The following is a 16,697-nucleotide window of genomic DNA, read 5'->3' as shown; positions in this document are numbered from 1 at the left end:
TCCTGCGTCTCAGCACAGGACGTGGGCGGGTCCGTGTCAAGGGGCCGGGCGGTCAGCCGCGGGGGACCTGCCCGTTCGCGAAGTAGGCGCGCAGTCGCGGGTCGAGCGGCGGCACGTCGTACGGGGTGCCGCCGGTGCGCAGCGAGCGGGTGGCCAGGGCACCCGCGGCGACGCTCATGCGGGCCGCCACCGGGTCGGTGTCGGTGGCGCCGCCGTCCCGGGCGAAGCGGCAGAACTCGGCGACGATGCTCCCGTCGGCGCCGCCGTGCGAGCCGGTGGCGTCGGGGACGCGGTGGACGGCGTCGGCGTCGGCGCGGTAGCCGCTCGGGCCGGTGTTCCAGACCCGGACCTCGTCGCCGGGCCGGTCGCCGAAGTTCTCCAGGCGGCCCTCGGTGCCGATGACGGTGTAGTTGCGGAAGTAGTCGGGGCTGAAGTGGCACTGCTGGTAGGCGGCGATGACGCCGTTGTCCAGGCGCATGTTCATCACCGACACGTCCTCGACGTCCACGACGTGGTGCAGGTCCCGGCGCGCGGTGGGCGGCCAGTCGAACTCCCGCAGCCAGCCGTCGGGGCGCGGGGTGTCGGGCGCCCGGCGCGGCAGGTCGCCGTAGACCATCAGGTCGCCGAGGGCGTTGACGCGGGTGGTGTAGCCGCCGGCCAGCCAGTGCACGACGTCGATGTCGTGGGCGGCCTTCTGGAGCAGCAGGCCCGTGGTGCGGCGCCGGTCGGCGTGCCAGTCCTTGAAGTAGTAGTCGCCGCCGTAGCTGACGAAGTGGCGCACCCAGACGGTCTTCGGTTCGCCGATGTCGCCGCGCGCGATGAGGTCGCGCATGGTGCGCACGACACCCATGTGACGCATGTTGTGGCCCACGTAGAGGCGGGTGCCCGTCTCGTACGCGGTGCGCAGGAGGGCGTCGCAGCTCTCGACGGAGATGCCGAGCGGCTTCTCCACGTAGACGGGCTTGCCGGCGCGCAGGGCGTCGCCGGCGATGGCCTCGTGGGTGTCGTCGGGGGTGGCGACGACGACGGCGTCGATGTCGGGCCGGTCGAGGAGGGCCCGGTGGTCCTCCAGGGCGACGGCTCCTGCGTACCAGTCGGGGACCTGGGCGCGGACCGCCGGGTCGAGGTCGGCGGCGGCCGCCACCACCGAGCCCCGGCCGGGGCGGTGGGCGGCGGTCGCGAGGTTGCGGCGCAGGCCGAGGCCGATGACGCCGATGCGGAGGTCGTCGCTCACTTGGTGCCCTTCGAGATGGCCTGCTCGTACTCGTGCCGCATGGCGTCGCCCGCGGTGCGCCGCCACCTGGGCAGCACCTCCTTGCGGAAGGAGGAGAGGGGTTTGCGGCCCGCGACGATGTCCTTGACGGCGCTGTTGACCTCGTCCTTCGCGGACGCGCCCTTCTGCGCGAAGGTGTCCGAGAAGTAGCCGATGGTCGGGTCGACCCGGGCCATCTTCATCAGTTCCGTCTGCGACTGGTGGATCGAGCGCGTGACGTCGGGCTTGTCCGGCAGGTAGAGGCTCTCCGGGGCGTTGCCGAAGAAGGTGATGGCCTGCCTGGTCGTGAGGACCTCGGCGTTGCCCTTCTTGGTGAGCGCCACGTCTCCGCTGCGGGACCGGGTGTGGTGGGTGCCCTCGACGCCGTTGTCCAGGAAGAGCCGTTCCTCGGTGCCCATGGGGGCGCTGAGGTAGTCGAGGACCTTGAGGAGCGTGGGGATACGGGACGTGGGAACGCTGTTGCTGATCGCGGTGAAGCCGACGGATCCGTAGCCGTAGGACCAGGTGGGGGTCAGGCCCTTCTGCGCGGCGAAGGGGACGACGATCTTCTCCGGCCAGTCGTACATGGCGCTGTCGTTGAGGAAGCCGGGGAAGGACTGCACGTGCAGGCCGAGGAAGCCGCCCTCCATCTTCTCCAGGGTGGTGGTGAGGTTGGGGTCGGGCCAGAAGAGCTGTGCACGGCGGCAGGTGAGGGCGAACTCGATGCCGGCCAGGAACTCGTCCGTCTCGAAGTAGTAGGTCAGGTCGCCGCCGTCGAGCCGCCACGTGTTCGGCGCGCCGTGCCAGAGCGCGAACTGCTGGACGTGGTTCACGTACGCCGGTTCCAGCACGTACTTGCGGCGCCTGGTGTCCAGGAGGTCCTTCGCCTTGTCGAGGAAGTCGCGCGCGCTGTCGAACCGCGGGCCGCCGACCGGTTTCCAGAAGTCCTCGTTGGCCACGTACACCTGGCCGCTGCGGCCGTAGGGCACGGCGTAGCCCCGGATCCGGCCGTCGATGACGGCGGTCTTCCAGGCGTACGCGGGGATGTTGGCGAGGTTGGGGTACTTCTTGACGGCGTCGCCGGAGAGGTGGGGCGTGAGGTCGTGGAACTTCGCGCGCAGCAGGTCGGGGACGTTCTTCAGGCCCTGGTTCGGCGGGAACCACATCAGGTCCGGCAGGTCGCCACCCGCGATGGTGGCGTTGAACTTCTCGCGGTAGACGCTGTCCGCGCCGAGGCCGTTGACGATGGTCAGGTGCAGTTCGGAGCCGAGGCGCCGGTTCAGCTCCTGCCAGTAGGCGTTGCGGTTCATGGCCGGTGCCGGGGTGGTGAAGGTCTCCGTGAGGCAGGTGATCGCCTCGCCGTCGCCCGGGGGCCCGCTGACGCTCCGGACGAGGTCCGCGGGGTAGCGCAGGTAGGCCGGGTCGAGGCCCTGGGCGTTGCCCGGGAGGTCGGGTGCGGGCACCTTCGCCGGTATGTACGCGGGCAGTTCGAGCCGGGCGGAGGCCTCGGCCCCGCCGGTCCGGGTGCCGCCGTCGCCGCACGCGGTGAGCAGGCCGCCGCCGGCCACGGTCAGTCCGGCGGCGCCGGTGGCGCCGAGGAATCCTCTGCGATCGAGATTGCGGGAAGGCATGGCTCTCCTGGGGATGCGGTGAACGTCGGTGGTGGCGCGGGGTGCTGACGTGCGGTCAGGCCTTGACCGCGCCGGTGAGCACGCCCTTGACGAAGTACTTCTGGAGGAAGGGGTAGACCGCGACGATCGGCAGCACGGCGAGGATGAGCACCGCCATGGACAGCGCCGTGGTGGCGGGCAGGACGCTCACGCCGAGCGCCTTGGCGTTGAAGGTGTCGCCCTGGATGACGTACGACCGGAGGATGACCTGCAACGGCAGCTTGTCGGAGTCGTTGATGTACAGCATCGCGTTGAAGAAGCTGTTCCAGTACGTGACGGCGTAGAACATGCCGACCACGGCGATGACCGCCTTGGACAGCGGGAGCACGATCCGGCACATGATGGTGAGCTCGCCCGCGCCGTCGAGCCGGGCCGCCTCGTGGAGTTCGTCGGGGATGCCCTGGAAGAAGGCCCGGACGACGATCACGTTGAAGGCGTTGAGCATGATCGGCAGGACCATGGCGCCGTAGGAGTCGATGAGGCCGAGCTCCTGCACCACCAGGTAGCTGGGGATGACGCCGGGGGTGAAGAGGAACGTGCCGACGACCACGAGCAGCAGTGGCTTGCCGCCGAAGGTGCCCGGCCGAGAGAGGCCGTAGGCGAGGCAGATCGTGCACAGCAGGCTGAGGGCGGTGCCGATGACGGTGACGCCGACGCTGACCGCGGCGGCGCGGGTGACGACGCCGCCGGCCAGGACGACCCGGTAGGCCTCCAGGGTGGGGTGCTGCGGGAGGAGGACGTAGCCGCCGTTCGCGGCGAGTTCGGCCTTGGTGGCGAGGCTGGTGCCGATCGCCAGCAGGAACGGATAGCCGACGGCCGCGATCATGGCCAGGATGACGATCAGCTTCAGGGCCTGTCCGGCGGGCGTCGGCCGTTCCATCCAGACCGGCCGGTCCGGGCGGCGGCCGCGGCGCCGCGGGTGCGCGGCGATGGTGGTGGTCACTGGTAGACCCCTTGTTCCCCGAGTCGGTGGGCGACCTTGTTGGCGAGCACGATCAGGACGAATCCGATGACGCCCTTCATCAGGCCGGCGGCGGTGGACATGCCCCAGTCGCCGTCCACGACGCCGTGGAAGTAGACGTAGGTGTCCAGGACCTCGGAGGCGTCCGCGCCGACCATGTCCCGCTGGAGCAGGACCTGTTCGAAGCCGACGGAGAGGATGTCGCCGAGGCGCAGGATGAGCAGCATGACCATGACGGGGCGGATGCCCGGCAGGGTCACGTGCCACATGCGGCGCAGCCATCCGGCGCCGTCCATGGCCGCCGACTCGTAGAGCCCGGTGTCGATGGAGGCCATCGCGGCCAGGAAGATGATCGCTCCCCAGCCGGCGTCCTTCCAGACGGACTCCGAGGTCAGGAGCAGCATGAAGGTGTCGGGGTTGTTCATGATGTTGCCGACGTGCACCCCGTGGTCGTTCAGCACGCCGCTGATGGTGCCGACCCCGCCGAACATCTGCTGGAAGAAGCTGACCACGACGACCCAGGAGAGGAAGTGCGGCAGGTAGACGACGGTCTGCATCAGTCGCCGGGTCCTGGTGCCGACCAGCGAGTTCAGGAAGAGCGCGAGCAGGATCGGGGCGGGGAAGTAGAGCAGCAGCTGTACGGCGCTGATCTGGAGGGTGTTCCCCACCGCCGTCCAGAACTCGGGTTCCTGGACCAGGGCCTGGAAGTTGTCCGGGCCGACCCAGAGGCTGTGCATGAAGCCCAGGTACGGCTGGTAGTCCTGGAAGGCCGTGATGTTGCCGGCCAGCGGCAGGTAGCAGAAGACGGCGAAGAAGAGGATGCCCGGCAGGCACAGGAGCAGCAGGGTCCGGTCGCGCCGCAGTCGCTGACGCGGGGTGGGCCCGCGGGTGCCGGAGCCGGCCGCGGGGTCGTCGTGCGCGTCGGGTGGCTCTGGCGGGGCGGCCGGCCCGTAAGGGGTCCGGCCGGGCGATGCGGTCGCGGACGACGTCACATACACCTCCGGCATCGAGGGTGGCGGGGTGGGGCCGCGGGGCTCCGACACCGGCCCGCGAGGCTGGCTGAATCTTGCACCACTCAAGCCGACTGTGACAATAGGTGCTTGGAACTGGCTCCAATCTTGCATCTTCAATCACAGGAGCGCTTCGGACACAGCTGCGCCCCGGACCCGAGGGCGGGTCCGGGGCGCGGTCGAGCCGGGGTGACGGGGTGTCAGGCCAGCTTCGCGGTCAGGGTGATCGTGGTGCCGGTGAGGGCCTGGCTCACCGGGCAGTTCTTCTTGGCGTCCTCGGCCGCGGCCTGGAAGCCCTGGTCGTCCAGGCCCGGGACGGTGCCCTCCACGATGAGGTGGATGCCGGTGATGCCCTCGCCCGGCTGGAACGTCACGTCGGCCGAGGTGACCAGCCTGGTGGGCGGGGTGCCGGCGCCGGACAGGCCGTGCGAGAGCGCCATCGAGAAGCAGGACGAGTGGGCGGCGGCGATCAGCTCTTCCGGGCTGGTCCTGCCGTTCGCCTGCTCGGCGCGGGACGGCCAGGACACCGGCTGGTCGCCGATGCCGGACGAGTCGAAGGTGACGGTGCCGCTGCCCTGGAGCAGGTCGCCTTCCCACACGGTGTGCGCGGAGCGGGTGGTAGCCACGTTGCGGTTCCTTTCGGTTTCCGTTCTGGTGCCCCCATCCGACCACATCCGGGCGGAGGTTCCACGGGCTCAGAGGTTCGCGTCGAGCCATTGCGTCAACTGACCCCGGGAAAAGGCCCCGACGCGGGTCGCCGCGACCCGGCCGGCCTTGAACAGCAGGAGCGTGGGCACGCTCCGCACGCCGTAGCGAGGGCCCGTCGCCGGGTACCGGTCGATGTCGTGCCGGGCGACGGTGAGCCCGGCCGCGTACTCCTCGGCCACGTCCACGAGCAGCGGGGCCATCATCGCGCACGGCCCGGCCCACTCCGCCCAGAAGTGGACCAGCACCGGTCCGCGGGAGGCGAGGACGTCCCCGTCGAACGACGCGTCCGTCGATTCCCTGGTCCTGTCGGCCATCTGCACTCCCGTTCCTGGTCCGCACGCGGCGCGTCGGGGACCGCGACTCCGGGGCGTCGAGGCGCCGTTCGCCGCGCTCCCCCGGCGGCGGTCGCGCGGCCGGGGACGTCGGGGAGGCCGCCGTGGAGGTGCTCGGCGCCGGTGCGGAACGCACGGCCTGTCGGGGCGGGCACGGGGCCGCTCCGGCTGGATGCGGGTCGGGACGCGGACGCGGGCCCCGCCTCCCCAGTACAGCCAGGATCGCCCGCGCCGCTCAAGGGCGGACGGCGACAAAGGAGGGACGGCCCGCCTCTTTGGCCCGATCACGCCCGGGCCCGCCGCCCGCGCGCCGCCCGCCACGCGTGGACCGGCACCCGGGCGCGACGGCCGCGTCCCCGGCGCCGCCCACCAGCCACATCGAGAAGCCGCGAGCCGCACGGGCGACGTGCGGGCCCCGCGCGAAGTGCGGCATCCGGACCCGGTCGCGGCGCCCCGGCCCCGGGCCGCGGACCCGCGCCGCGGTGGCCGGAAGAGACGGCACCGGCGCGGTGGACGTCGTCACGAGCACCCGGGTGCAGGCGACCGTCGCGGAACCGGCCGCGCAGCCGTGCCCGGTGACCCGCCCGGCAAACGGCGCGGCGGAGCCGGTGAGCCGGCAGCCGGCGCCGCGTCAGCCCGTCCTGTCCTGCGGCTCGCGGGGCACGGCCGTGAACGACGCGGGGTCCGGGCCGGGCTGGAGCGCACCGTCCGCGACGACCTGCGGCACGGACAGGGGGATCTGCGGGCCGTCGCTCTCCCGCAGCCAGCGGCGCAGCACCTGGTGGACCTGCTCGGCGCCGACGAGTTCGGCACCGTCCGCGACCGGCGCGGACAGGGTGCGCGGCGACAGCAGGAAGGGACGGCTCTGCGCGCCGCCGAGGCCGCCGTGCGAGCCGATCTGCTCCTCGAAGGCGAGGACCTCGCCCTCAAGGGGGTCGAACATCGAGTTGACCATGATGTCGGCGGTGTGCGGGAAGGAGTGGGTGCGGCGCACGGCGTCGGCGGCGCCGGGCCCGAAGTCGGCGAGCGGCCCGACCCCGTCGGCCAGGTCGGCGACCGGCACCTCGGCGCCCTGCGCGGCGAGCACCACCCCGCCGTGCCGCTCGCTGCGCACGAGGAGGAAGCCGATGCCCGGGTGGTGGGCGAGGGTCGCGAGCAGCGCCGGGTGGCGGGCGTCGATCTCCTCCTTGCTCATCCGGTGCCGGACGTCGGGGAAGGAGACGAGGCCCAGGTTCCCGGAGGCGAGCACGACGGGCTCGCTGTGCTTGCCGCCGTGGCCGCCCCGCGCGCCCTCCTCGACCGGCCGGTGCAGCGCGGCCCGTACGGCGGAGCGGGCCTCGGCGCCGGAGCGGGTGCGCCGGGCGCGGCGCGGCACGGGCAGCCCGCAGCCGGCCCGGACCAGGTCCTGGAGGGTCAGTCCGTAGCGGGAGCGGAAGGTCTCGCCGGGGCTCTGCCCGTGGTCGGAGAGCAGCACGATGCGGTACGGGCGCGGGGCGTGCTCGGCGACCTTCGCGAGCAGCGCGAGGGAGCGGTCGAGGCGCATCAGCACCTGGCGCGCGTCGCTGCTGAACGGCCCGGAGTGGTGGGCCACCTCGTCGTAGGCGACGAGGTCGGCGTAGACCGCGCTGCGCCCGGAGAGCATGTCGCCGATGACGGCCGCGACGACGACGTCCCGCTCGACGACGGTCGCGAAGGCGCGGATGAACGGGTAGAGCCCGCCGCGGGAGACGCGCGGGCGGCGCTTGCGCATCCGGGCGCGGGTGGACTGCCCGATCTCGCGGATCACCTCGGCGGCGAAGGACAGGGCGGTGCGCACGGCGTTCGCGGGGTCGCAGAAGTAAGCGAAGTACCCGGCGCGGGAACGGTTCTCCTTGCCGCGCCGGGCGGCCACGGACAGCACCAGGGCGACCTGTTCGGCGCCGCCGCTGAAGAGGTTGCCGCGGCTGGCGCCGTCGACGGTGAGCAGCCCGCCGTCGCCGGTGCGCTCGACGGCGCGGCGCTGGAGTTCGGCGGCGCTGGTCGGCCGGTTGGAGACCTGGATCTCGCCGGTCTCCTTCTCGTACCAGCGGAAGGCGGGGACGTCCTCGTTCGAGCCGTGCAGGATGCCGAGCTGGCTGGCGCCGGTCTGGCTGGACCAGTCGGTGCGCCAGGGGGTGAGGCGGTGTCCGCCGTCGCGGAGCCAGCCGCCGACGGTGGGCATCACGTCGTCGCGGGCCATGCGGCGCAGCACCTCGTGGCCGACGCCGTCGAGCTGGAGGAAGAGGGTGCCGGGGGTGGGCGCGAAGGCTCCGGTGCCGTCGTGTCTGCGCCGTCTTCGCGCGGCGAGCCGGGACAGGCGGCGCCGGTAGGCGTCGTCGTCGCGCACGGCGAGGGCACCACCGGTGGCGGAGGCGACGGCCGACATGACGGCGGCCACGACCACGGCGGTCTCCGGGCCGGCCTCTCCCCTGTTCTCGGGGACGAGCTTGAGGGCGAACAGCAGCAGCGCGCCGTTGAGGAAGAACACGACGAGGCCGACGACGAGGGCGGGGACGAGCAGCAGGGCCCGCACCAGGAGCGGCCAGACCAGCGCCGAGAGCAGCGCGAACGCGCCCGCGCCCCAGGCCGCGGTGAGCGCGACGCGGGTGAGGCTGTCGCCGTCGTCCGCCTGGAGCTGGAAGTCCGGCAGGAGTCCCGCGAGGACCATCATCGTCAGGGTGCTCGCCGCCCAGACGGTCAGGGACCGCCAGCCCTGGCTCGCCGCCCGCCGCCACCGGCCATCGGCCACTTTCCGGCTCCCCTCGCCCAACGTGTCTCGTGTCCGCCTCGGGCAAGGGTTTCACACCTTTTGAGCAGGCCGATCGAGCCGTGGCCGCGTCCGGCTAGCAGCCGTCGTATCCGGCGGTGGGCATCGACAGCCTGCGGTGCACGCGCGCCTTCATGTCCGCGTCGTAGCGGGGCTCCGCCAGGTCGGCCCGCTCCAGCCGCACCCCGCGCCGCGCGCACTCCGCCGCGAACGCGTCCACCGAGCGCAGCGCCACCCGCAGCACCCGGTCGCTGGGCGCGACGAACACGTCGACCAGGCCCGCGTCGACGTCGGCCCACAGTGCCTCGTGGTCGGCGCGCAGCGCGTGCACCAGGAGCTGGCGCGTGACGACGTGGCCGCGCTCGGCGGCCCAGCGGGAGCACATCGCGTACTGGCTGCGCGAGTCCACCAGGAAGGGGTCCGCGTCGAGCTGCTCCAGCGGGGTCAGTGCGGCGATGGCCGTGACCCGTGCCCCGGCCCCCTGTGCTGTGCCCATGGTGTCCCCCTCACCTCCCGCTTTCGCCGCCGACCCTACTCCTGCACGTAGGCTCGGGGCAGTCGCACGAAGGAGGCAGAGGGGTGCCGGTGGAGATCACCTGGTGGGGTCATGCCACCTGCACGGTCGAGGACAGGGGTACGCGGGTCCTTACCGATCCGCTCTTCACGCGCCGCCTCGCGCATCTGCGCCGGCGCCGCGGCGCTCCCCCGCCGCCCGGCGCGGCCGTCGCCGATCTGGTGCTCGTCTCGCATCTGCACGCCGATCACCTGCACCTTCCCTCGCTGGCCCGGCTCGCGCCGGGTACCCGCGTCGTCGTGCCGCGGGACGCGGTCCGCTCCGTGCCGGGGCTGCGGCGGCTGCGCACGCTGGACATCACCGAGGTGGCCGCGGGCGACCGGATCGAGGCGGGGAACGTCGTCGTACGGGCGGTGCCCGCCGACCACGACGGGCGGCGGCTGCCCGTCGGCCCGCAGCGCTCCCCCGCGCTCGGGTTCGTCGTGGACGGCGACGCCCGGACGTACTTCGCGGGCGACACCGGGCTCTTCGCGGGCATGGAGGACGCCGTGGGCGACGTGGACGTGGCGCTGCTGCCGGTCGGCGGCTGGGGCCCCTACCTGGGTGAGCACCACCTGGATCCGGCGCGGGCCGCCGAGGCGCTGGCCCGGATCGCGCCGCGCGCCGCGGTGCCGGTGCACTACGGCACGTTCTGGCCGATCGGGATGGACGCGGTGCGCCCGCACGAGTTCCACACGCCCGGCGACGAGTTCGTCCGCCAGGCCGCGCTGCGCGCCCCCGGTGTGGCGGTGCACCGGCTCGGGCACGGGGAGAGCGTGCGCCCGGAGGTGGCGGACCGGTGATCCTGGCCGTGACGACCATCGTCACACCGGAGTCGACGCAGCAGGCGGTGGGCTATCCCACGCTGTTCCTGCTGGTCGCCGTCGGCGCGCTGGTGCCGGTGGTGCCGACGGGCGCGCTGGTGAGCTCGGCGGCGGTGGTGGCCTTCCACCGGACGCTGCCGTTCGGGCTCCTGATGGTGTTCGGGGTGGCCGCGTTCGCCGCGTTCCTCGGGGACCTCGCCCTGTACTGGCTGGGGCGGCGCGGCATGCACTCGAAGAACGGGTCGAAGTGGCTGGAGGCCATCCGCTCGCGGGCGCCGGAGGAGCGGCTCGCGCAGGCGCAGGACAAGCTCGCCGACCACGGGGTGATGGTGCTCGTGCTGTCCCGGCTGGTGCCGGCCGGCCGGATCCCGGTGATGCTGGCCTGCCTGCTGGCGAAGATGCCGCTGCGCCAGTTCGCGCGCGGTGACGTCCCGGCGTGCCTGGCCTGGGCGGCGACGTATCAGGTGATCGGGATTCTCGGCGGTTCGCTGTTCGCCGAGCCGTGGCAGGGCGTGGCCGCGGCGATCGCGCTGACGGTGCTGGTCAGCGCGGCCCCGGTGGTGTGGCGGAAGGTGCGCAGGCCGTCCTCAGACGGCCAGCACGCGTGATCCGCCGACGGGGAGGTCCCACAGGGCGGCGCGCGGCAGCCCGGCCTTCTCCCAGGCGGCGCGCAGCCGGGTGAGCGGTTCCAGGACGGGCTCGGCCGACAGCAGGAACGTCGCCCAGTGCATGGGCGCCATGAAGCGGGCGCCGACGTCCCGCGCCGCCTGCACCGCGTCCTCGGGCGAGCAGTGCACGTCCTCCAGCCACCAGCGCGGGTCGTACGCGCCGATGGGCAGGAGGGCGAGGTCGATGCCGGGGTAGCGCCTGCCGATCTCGGCGAACCAGTGGCCGTAGCCGGTGTCGCCCGCGAAGTAGAGGCGCTGTCCTTCGCGGTCGGTGAGGACCCAGCCGCCCCACAGGGTGCGACAGGTGTCGGTGAGGGTCCGCTTGGACCAGTGGTGGGCCGGTACGAAGTCGAAGCGGACGCCCCGCAGCTCGGCGGCCTCCCACCAGTCCAGCTCGGTGACGCGGGTGAAGCGGCGGCGGGTGAACCAGCGGCCCAGGCCGGCGGGGACCAGCACGGGTGTGTCGCGCGGCAGCCGGCGCAGGGTGGGCCAGTCCAGGTGGTCGTAGTGGTTGTGGCTGATGACGACCGCGTCGACGGGCGGCAGTGCGGTCCAGGCGACGCCGACGGGGGTGATCCGGGCGGGGGTGCCGAGGATCCTGCGCGACCAGACCGGGTCGGTGAGGACGGTCAGGCCCCCGATGCGCACCACCCAGCTGGCGTGGCCGGCCCAGGTGACGGCGAGGGTGCGGAGGCCGGCGTCCGGCAGCGGGCCGGGGGCGAACGGCAGGTTCGGGATGTCGGCGCGGCCCTCGGCGGACGGCCGCACCTTGCCCTCGCGGGCGAACCGGGCGAAGGCCCGCAGGCCGGGCAGCGGCGCGGTGAGACGGTCCGCGAAGGACTTGGGCCAGCGGCGCGGCACGTCCGGCGCGCCCGCGCCGCCGATGGGCCGTGGCTCGACGGGGGGCCGGGCGGGCGCGGTCCTCCGGCGCCGCCCCGGGCTGTCGTCTGTCGTCGCTCCGGACGCCTGCGTCATCGCTCGGACTCCCATCCTTCGCCGGCCGCACCCGTGCCGTCCGGGCCCGCGCGGTCACCGAGGTCGCCCAGCTCGGCGAGCACCGACTCCACCATGGTCAACGCCCGTGCCACGTGCGGCAATTCCAGGGGGTCCGGTGAGGTGAGGGCCGCCCCGCGCTCGTCGGGGGTCGCGCCGAGCAGCGGCGCCGTGCCGAGCCGGCAGCGCAGCGCCCCCTGGTCGTCGCCGAAGCGGTGCCCGCCGGGCGCCGGCAGGCCGAGCCGGGCGCCGAGGTGGTCCTCCAGGTCCTGGGCGTCGGTGACTCCCAGCGCCGAGAGCCGGGGGCGCAGCGGCTCCAGGTCGACGTACAGGTGGCGGCCCGCGCGCGGCGGCCTGGACAGGCAGCCGGCCTTGAGCACGACGTGGTGCAGGGCGGTGGCCACCCGGCCGTGCAGGGCCGCCGCGGCGGCGCGGCGGGCGGTGACCGCGTCGCCGTCGTCCAGGGCGTACGCCGCCGCGGCCGCGACCGGGGCGGACAGCGTCGCGCCGGTCGCGGTGAGGACGTCGAGGACGCGGGCGGCGAGCCGGTCGCCCTCGGGGGTCGGCGGGAACCGGGCGCAGGCCGCGGGCAGGGACGGCGGGAGGTGGGCGCCGGTCAGATCGGTGAGGACGGTGACGTCGGCCGGGAACATCTCGGCGGGGCTGAACAGCGGGGTGTCCCGGCCCGGGTGCAGGGTGTCGCGCCAGGTCTCGTCGCTGACGACGTGCAGGCCCTCCCCCACCGCGGCCTCGACGGCCTCGTGGAGCACTTCGGGCGGCGGCACGGTCGCCGTCGGGTCGTCGGCGGGGGCGACGACGAGCAGCCGGGGGCGACCGCCCTCGGCCCTGACCCGGTGCACGGTCTCCAGCAGGGCGTACGGGTCGGGGACGCCGCCGCACTCGGCGGGCGTCGGCACGGAGAACACCTCGTGGCCCAGGAGCCGGGTCTGCGGGGACCACCAGGCCGCGCAGGGGCGGGGCACCAGGACGTCCCCGCCGAGTGCGGCGGTGAGGGCGAGCAGCAGCGGGGCGCCGCCGGGGGCCGCGGTGACCCGGGCGCGGCCGGGGGCCAGGCCCCGGCGCTCGCCGTGGCCCCGGACGGCCTCCAGCAGGGCGGGCGGGCCGCCGGGCGGTTCGGGGCGGGTGCGGCCCGCGGCGCCCGCGACGACCGCGGCCAGCTCGGGCAGCACGGGCAGCCCCGGCTCGGGCAGCGGCGGCCCGTACCGCACGGGCCCGCGTCCCTCGCCGGTGTCCGGGTGGCGCATGGTGCCTCCGTGCCGTGTCCGTCGCGGTGGGGTTGCTCGGACCCAGCCTCACATCCGCGACCGCCTTCGCGCGCGCCGGACGGACGCGAGCGGGGACCCCGGTCGCGGCACTTCGGGGCCTGCCTTCGCCCTCCCGTCCGCCTCAGGGCGACGACGGGAGGGTCGGGAGGGTCGGGAGGGTCGGGAGAGGGCAGGCCCTAGGCGGCGTCGGCGAGGACCTGGTCGCGCAGCCGGTCGCAGCAGCGGCTGATGAGCCGGGACACGTGCATCTGCGAGATGCCCAGCTGCTCGGCGATGCGGCTCTGCGTCATGTCGCCGAAGAACCGCATGTACAGGATCCGCTGCTCGCGCTCGGGCAGCTCGGCGAGGCGCGGTTTGACGGCCTCCCGGTCGACGACGGTGTCGAGGGCGGGGTCGGCGGCGCCGAGCACGTCGGCGAGCGAGTAGCCGTCGTCGCTGCCCGGCAGCTCGGCGTCGAGGGAGAGCGCGGTGAAGCTCTCCAGAGCCTCGAGGCCGGCCTTGGCCTCGTCCTCGGTCATGCCGGCGTGGGCGGCGATCTCGCTCAGCGTCGGCGCCCGGCCGGAGGCGGTCTGGGCGAGCTCGTGCTGGGCGAACCGCACCCGGTTGCGCAGGTCCTGGACGCGACGCGGCACGTGCAGGGTCCACATGTGGTCGCGGAAGTGGCGCTTGATCTCACCGGTGACCGTGGGGACGGCGTAGCTCTCGAAGGCGTTGCCGAGCTCGGGGTCGTACCGGTCGACGGCCTTGACCAGGCCGAGCGCGGCCACCTGCCGCAGGTCGTCGAGGGATTCGCCGCGGTTGCGGAAGCGGCCGGCGAGCCGGTCGGCCATCGGCAGCCAGGCCTCGACGACCGCGCGGCGCAGCTCCGTGCGCTCGGGTCCTTCGGGCAGGTCGCAGAGCCGGACGAAGGCCTCGGCGGTGTCGGGTGCGTCGTCGTGCGGGTGGCGTTGCCCCGGTGTGACCGGGCGCAGAGATGCGTCGGTGTGCGTACGCATGGTCGCAACTCCCTGGGTGATGCGTGGTGGTGCTCGGCAGTGGTCACCGTGGGAGTCGCGCCCCGGAGCGGAGTCGGACACACCCGGGGCGGAGGCCGGCGCTGCGCCGGCCCGTCGACCGGTACGCCGTGCGTACCGTCCGTCCCACGGACGTGCCTCCTGTCCGAAGCACTCTCTTCCGGCTGCCCCCGGCCTGTCCGGACAAACGCCGCCGCGCGCAAGGATCTTGCCGCGGCGCCGGGCACCGGTCCGGCGGGGCGGTCGCGGCGGCATGTGTCAGGGGTGGGCGCTCGGGTACGCGACCGGGCACCGCTCAGACAGTCCAGACACAGGAGGGACAGATGCAGCGAGGCAGTGACCGGCTCAGCGCGCACCGCGACGACGAGATGAAGCACGAGTTGCAGGGCCTGTTGCGGTCCGGGCACCCCACGCGGACCGCCGAGTGGCACGATCCGGAGCCGGTGGCCGACGACGATCCCGAAGTGGCGGGCGGCCCGGTGCTGCCCGGCCCGGGCCGGGCGGAGGCGCTCCGGCTGGAGCTCGGGCGGCTGTTGGGCCGTACCGCGTTCCCGTCGGGGCCGGAGCCGCTCGCGCGGACGCTGCGTGAGCGGTCCGCGGCGGACGGGCTCGTCGACCGGGTCGCGGCCCTGCCGCCGGACGCGACGTTCGCCACGGCGTCGGAGCTGGCCAGGGCCCTCATCGGCGACCGGGAGTGACCGGCCCCCGCACGGCCGGCGTCGTCCGGGACACCACGGCACCGCAGGTGGCGGCGGTGCGTCCGGACGCCTCGCCCGCCGGGGCCGCGCAGCTGATGCGCGCGCAGGACATCGGTGATGTCCTGGTGCCGGAGGACCGGGACGTCATGATGCGGGCCGTGGGCGGGGTGGGCCCCGGTGACCTCGCGGTCGCCCACGGCCCGGGGCCGGCGGAGGCCGGCGGCCCGGCCCCGGACGGCCCGTGCGGGGCCCGGCCCGAACCCGTGCGCCGCGTCCCTGCGGACCAGGGATCCGGCGCACCTCAGCACACGTACGTCAGGACAAGGGAGTTGAGCGACTGATGCGCATCGCGTTCCTGGTGGCGCCCGAGGGCGTCGAGCAGGTGGAACTGACCGACCCGTGGCAGGCCGTGCGGGACGCGGGCGGCGAGCCCGTGCTCGTGTCGACGCGCCACGGCGAGGTGCAGGCGTTCCACCACCTCGACAAGGCGGACACCTTCCCGGTCGAGAAGACGGTCGCGGACTTCGCGGCCACCGGCGCCGAGGGCTTCGACGCCCTGGTGCTGCCGGGCGGGGTGGCCAACCCCGACCAGCTGCGCACCGACCCGGACGCGGTGGCGTTCGTCCGGGACTTCTTCACGCGCGGCCTGCCGGTCGCGGCGATCTGTCACGCGGCGTGGACGCTGGTCGAGGCGGACGCGGTGCGCGGCCGCACCCTGACGTCGTGGCCGAGTCTGGCGACCGACATCCGCAACGCGGGCGGCACCTGGGTCGACGAACCGGTCAAGATCTGCACCGCCGGGCCGAACGTGCTGGTCACCAGCCGTCGCCCGGACGACCTCAAGGCGTTCGACGCGGCGCTCCTGGAGCAGGTCAGCGGCGTGTGACGCACGGCCCGCCGGAGCCCCCCGCCCTCAGCAGGGCCGGGGGCCGCGGACGGTGTCGCCGTCGGGGCCGCGCAGCGTGCTGGACGGCACCTGGCCGTACTTGGCCCGGTACTGCTCGGCGAACCGCCCGAGGTGGCCGAAGCCCCACCGGCGGGCGATGTCGCTGACGGACGCCGAGCGCGGGTCCGCGCCGAGCAGGTCGGCGTGGGCCCGCTCCAGCCGGACCGAGCGCAGGTACGCCATCGGCGGCATACCCACGTAGCGGGCGAACGCCTCCTGGAGCCAGCGCACGCCGACCCGTGCCTGACCGGCGAGTTCGGCGGTGGTGAAGGGGTGTTCGGGGCGCTCGTGCATCGCGTCCATGGCGCGCTTGACCGGGGTGGGGCGCAGCCCGCCGGGCGGCTGTTCCAGGGCGTCCCGCCAGGGGTGGCCGGCGCTCAGCAGCAGGCCGTTGACGACGGCGTCCCGCAACGGAGCCGCGACGAGCGGGTGCTGGAGCAGCTGGACGTCCTCGCGCAGCCCTTCGACGAGGGTGCCGACGAGCCGGGCCCAGGACCTGCCGCGGCCGTGGGTCAGGTCCAGTTCGGGTTCGAGGACGAGCGGCCCGCGCAGCGGGCGGCCGGTCAGCTCCTCCACCCGGGTCTCCAGCAGCTCCCGTTCGATCTTCAGGGCGACGATCCGGCCCTCGCCGGTCCAGTGGTCCACGGACGTGTCGCCGATTGGCTGGAACACGGCAGCCGCGCCGGGCGGCGTGATCTGCACGGGCCGGTCCGCCTGGTGCCAGGCCAGCGCGGCGCCGACCGGGATGTTGACGTGATAGCAGCCCAACTCGCCGCAGCGCACCCGGACGTCGGCCCCGCAGCTGAGGTCCCCGACGGTGATCCCGCCGAGTTCGAGCATCTCGAACTCGGCGCCGAACCGCTCGGGGCGCGCAAGTACGTCCAGCCGGTTGGTGTAGAAAGCGTCCTTGATCGCTTCCATGGCCCGGTCGACGTCTTCCGTCCGCAAGGACGTTCTCGCCACCCTGACTCCTCGTGATGCCCCGTCATGACGCTCTG

Annotated in this window: 17 protein-coding genes; 5 read left to right on the top strand and 12 right to left on the bottom strand. The window is 74.0% G+C overall.

Going from position 1 to position 16,697, the window contains the following annotated elements; genetic code table 11:
* Nucleotides 1–52: 52 nt before the first annotated feature.
* The 8 genes from ACIP5K_RS31450 to ACIP5K_RS31415 all read right to left on the bottom strand — a co-directional run bounded on the left by ACIP5K_RS31450 (nucleotide 53) and on the right by ACIP5K_RS31415 (nucleotide 9,214).
* The gene (locus ACIP5K_RS31450) at nucleotides 53–1,234 is read right to left on the bottom strand and encodes a Gfo/Idh/MocA family protein (protein ID WP_401415005.1); all 1,182 of its coding nucleotides are present in this window, start codon (nucleotides 1,232–1,234) and stop codon (nucleotides 53–55) included.
* Nucleotides 1,231–2,883, bottom strand: coding sequence for a hypothetical protein (locus ACIP5K_RS31445; protein ID WP_401415003.1), 1,653 nt, complete (start codon nucleotides 2,881–2,883; stop codon nucleotides 1,231–1,233). The genes ACIP5K_RS31450 and ACIP5K_RS31445 overlap by 4 nt, the downstream gene beginning before the upstream one ends.
* A gap of 55 nt (nucleotides 2,884–2,938) precedes the next feature.
* Nucleotides 2,939–3,865 carry a carbohydrate ABC transporter permease gene (locus ACIP5K_RS31440; RefSeq protein WP_401415002.1) on the bottom strand — a complete coding sequence of 309 codons (927 nt, stop codon included), beginning with the start codon at nucleotides 3,863–3,865 and terminating at the stop codon, nucleotides 2,939–2,941.
* Nucleotides 3,862–4,875 carry an ABC transporter permease gene (locus ACIP5K_RS31435; RefSeq protein WP_401415001.1) on the bottom strand — a complete coding sequence of 338 codons (1,014 nt, stop codon included), beginning with the start codon at nucleotides 4,873–4,875 and terminating at the stop codon, nucleotides 3,862–3,864. The genes ACIP5K_RS31440 and ACIP5K_RS31435 overlap by 4 nt, the downstream gene beginning before the upstream one ends.
* 218 nt (nucleotides 4,876–5,093) lie before the next feature.
* Nucleotides 5,094–5,519 carry an OsmC family protein gene (locus tag ACIP5K_RS31430; protein WP_401414999.1) on the bottom strand — a complete coding sequence of 142 codons (426 nt, stop codon included), beginning with the start codon at nucleotides 5,517–5,519 and terminating at the stop codon, nucleotides 5,094–5,096.
* Between the two features lie 69 nt (nucleotides 5,520–5,588).
* Nucleotides 5,589–5,915 carry a thioredoxin TrxA gene (trxA, locus tag ACIP5K_RS31425; RefSeq protein ID WP_401414998.1) on the bottom strand — a complete coding sequence of 109 codons (327 nt, stop codon included), beginning with the start codon at nucleotides 5,913–5,915 and terminating at the stop codon, nucleotides 5,589–5,591.
* 649 nt (nucleotides 5,916–6,564) lie between these two features.
* On the bottom strand, nucleotides 6,565–8,700 hold the full coding sequence (locus ACIP5K_RS31420; protein WP_401414996.1) for a phage holin family protein: 2,136 nt from the start codon (nucleotides 8,698–8,700) through the stop codon (nucleotides 6,565–6,567).
* A gap of 94 nt (nucleotides 8,701–8,794) precedes the next feature.
* Complete coding sequence (locus ACIP5K_RS31415) at nucleotides 8,795–9,214, bottom strand: hypothetical protein (RefSeq protein ID WP_401414994.1); 420 nt, start codon at nucleotides 9,212–9,214, stop codon at nucleotides 8,795–8,797.
* An 83-nt stretch (nucleotides 9,215–9,297) separates the two neighbouring features.
* Between ACIP5K_RS31415 and ACIP5K_RS31410 the strand changes: the two genes are divergently transcribed.
* Both ACIP5K_RS31410 and ACIP5K_RS31405 read left to right on the top strand, forming a co-directional pair.
* Entirely contained in the window at nucleotides 9,298–10,074 is a 777-nt protein-coding gene (locus ACIP5K_RS31410; RefSeq protein WP_401414993.1) for an MBL fold metallo-hydrolase, read from the top strand.
* On the top strand, nucleotides 10,071–10,703 hold the full coding sequence (locus tag ACIP5K_RS31405; protein ID WP_401414991.1) for a DedA family protein: 633 nt from the start codon (nucleotides 10,071–10,073) through the stop codon (nucleotides 10,701–10,703). The genes ACIP5K_RS31410 and ACIP5K_RS31405 overlap by 4 nt, the downstream gene beginning before the upstream one ends.
* Here the strand turns inward: ACIP5K_RS31405 and ACIP5K_RS31400 are convergent.
* The 3 genes from ACIP5K_RS31400 to ACIP5K_RS31390 form a co-directional block, all read right to left on the bottom strand.
* Complete coding sequence (locus tag ACIP5K_RS31400) at nucleotides 10,683–11,738, bottom strand: MBL fold metallo-hydrolase (protein ID WP_401414990.1); 1,056 nt, start codon at nucleotides 11,736–11,738, stop codon at nucleotides 10,683–10,685. The two genes, ACIP5K_RS31405 and ACIP5K_RS31400, sit on opposite strands and share 21 nt — an antisense overlap.
* Nucleotides 11,735–13,021 (bottom strand): aminotransferase class I/II-fold pyridoxal phosphate-dependent enzyme, encoded by a 1,287-nt coding sequence (locus ACIP5K_RS31395; protein WP_401414989.1) that lies wholly within the window; start codon nucleotides 13,019–13,021, stop codon nucleotides 11,735–11,737. Before ACIP5K_RS31395 ends, ACIP5K_RS31400 begins: the two co-directional genes overlap by 4 nt.
* A 197-nt stretch (nucleotides 13,022–13,218) precedes the next feature.
* The gene (locus tag ACIP5K_RS31390) at nucleotides 13,219–14,037 is read right to left on the bottom strand and encodes an RNA polymerase sigma factor SigF (protein WP_401414987.1); all 819 of its coding nucleotides are present in this window, start codon (nucleotides 14,035–14,037) and stop codon (nucleotides 13,219–13,221) included.
* A gap of 341 nt (nucleotides 14,038–14,378) precedes the next feature.
* Between ACIP5K_RS31390 and ACIP5K_RS31385 the strand changes: the two genes are divergently transcribed.
* Genes ACIP5K_RS31385 through ACIP5K_RS31375 form a run of 3 tightly spaced genes read left to right on the top strand, consistent with a single transcriptional unit; the run spans nucleotide 14,379 to nucleotide 15,639 of the window.
* Nucleotides 14,379–14,753, top strand: coding sequence for a hypothetical protein (locus ACIP5K_RS31385; protein ID WP_401414985.1), 375 nt, complete (start codon nucleotides 14,379–14,381; stop codon nucleotides 14,751–14,753).
* Nucleotides 14,750–15,094, top strand: coding sequence for a hypothetical protein (locus tag ACIP5K_RS31380; RefSeq protein ID WP_401414984.1), 345 nt, complete (start codon nucleotides 14,750–14,752; stop codon nucleotides 15,092–15,094). The genes ACIP5K_RS31385 and ACIP5K_RS31380 overlap by 4 nt, the downstream gene beginning before the upstream one ends.
* A complete protein-coding gene (locus ACIP5K_RS31375; protein WP_401414983.1) occupies nucleotides 15,094–15,639 on the top strand; it encodes a type 1 glutamine amidotransferase domain-containing protein in 546 nt (181 codons plus the stop codon). Before ACIP5K_RS31380 ends, ACIP5K_RS31375 begins: the two co-directional genes overlap by 1 nt.
* 27 nt (nucleotides 15,640–15,666) lie before the next feature.
* Here the strand turns inward: ACIP5K_RS31375 and ACIP5K_RS31370 are convergent, their stop codons facing one another.
* A complete protein-coding gene (locus ACIP5K_RS31370) occupies nucleotides 15,667–16,647 on the bottom strand; it encodes an AraC family transcriptional regulator (RefSeq protein WP_401414981.1) in 981 nt (326 codons plus the stop codon).
* Nucleotides 16,648–16,697: the final 50 nt, after the last annotated feature.

It is taken from the genome of Streptomyces sp. NPDC088785, assembly GCF_044750685.1.
In the GTDB taxonomy this organism is placed as follows: domain Bacteria; phylum Actinomycetota; class Actinomycetes; order Streptomycetales; family Streptomycetaceae; genus Streptomyces.
The sequence above is the reverse complement of the archived record's forward strand: the minus strand, read 5'-3'. Positions and strand labels throughout refer to the sequence as shown.

What these genes read in the sequence shown, in the direction of transcription:
- ACIP5K_RS31395 (WP_401414989.1), bottom strand. Translation starts at nt 13,021, where the DNA reads ATGCGCCACCCGGACACCGGCGAGGGACGCGGGCCCGTGCGGTACGGG.
- ACIP5K_RS31415 (WP_401414994.1), bottom strand. Translation starts at nt 9,214, where the DNA reads ATGGGCACAGCACAGGGGGCCGGGGCACGGGTCACGGCCATCGCCGCA.
- ACIP5K_RS31445 (WP_401415003.1), bottom strand. Translation starts at nt 2,883, where the DNA reads ATGCCTTCCCGCAATCTCGATCGCAGAGGATTCCTCGGCGCCACCGGC.
- ACIP5K_RS31375 (WP_401414983.1), top strand. Translation starts at nt 15,094, where the DNA reads ATGCGCATCGCGTTCCTGGTGGCGCCCGAGGGCGTCGAGCAGGTGGAA.
- ACIP5K_RS31400 (WP_401414990.1), bottom strand. Translation starts at nt 11,738, where the DNA reads ATGACGCAGGCGTCCGGAGCGACGACAGACGACAGCCCGGGGCGGCGC.
- trxA (WP_401414998.1), bottom strand. Translation starts at nt 5,915, where the DNA reads ATGGCCGACAGGACCAGGGAATCGACGGACGCGTCGTTCGACGGGGAC.
- ACIP5K_RS31390 (WP_401414987.1), bottom strand. Translation starts at nt 14,037, where the DNA reads ATGCGTACGCACACCGACGCATCTCTGCGCCCGGTCACACCGGGGCAA.
- ACIP5K_RS31385 (WP_401414985.1), top strand. Translation starts at nt 14,379, where the DNA reads ATGCAGCGAGGCAGTGACCGGCTCAGCGCGCACCGCGACGACGAGATG.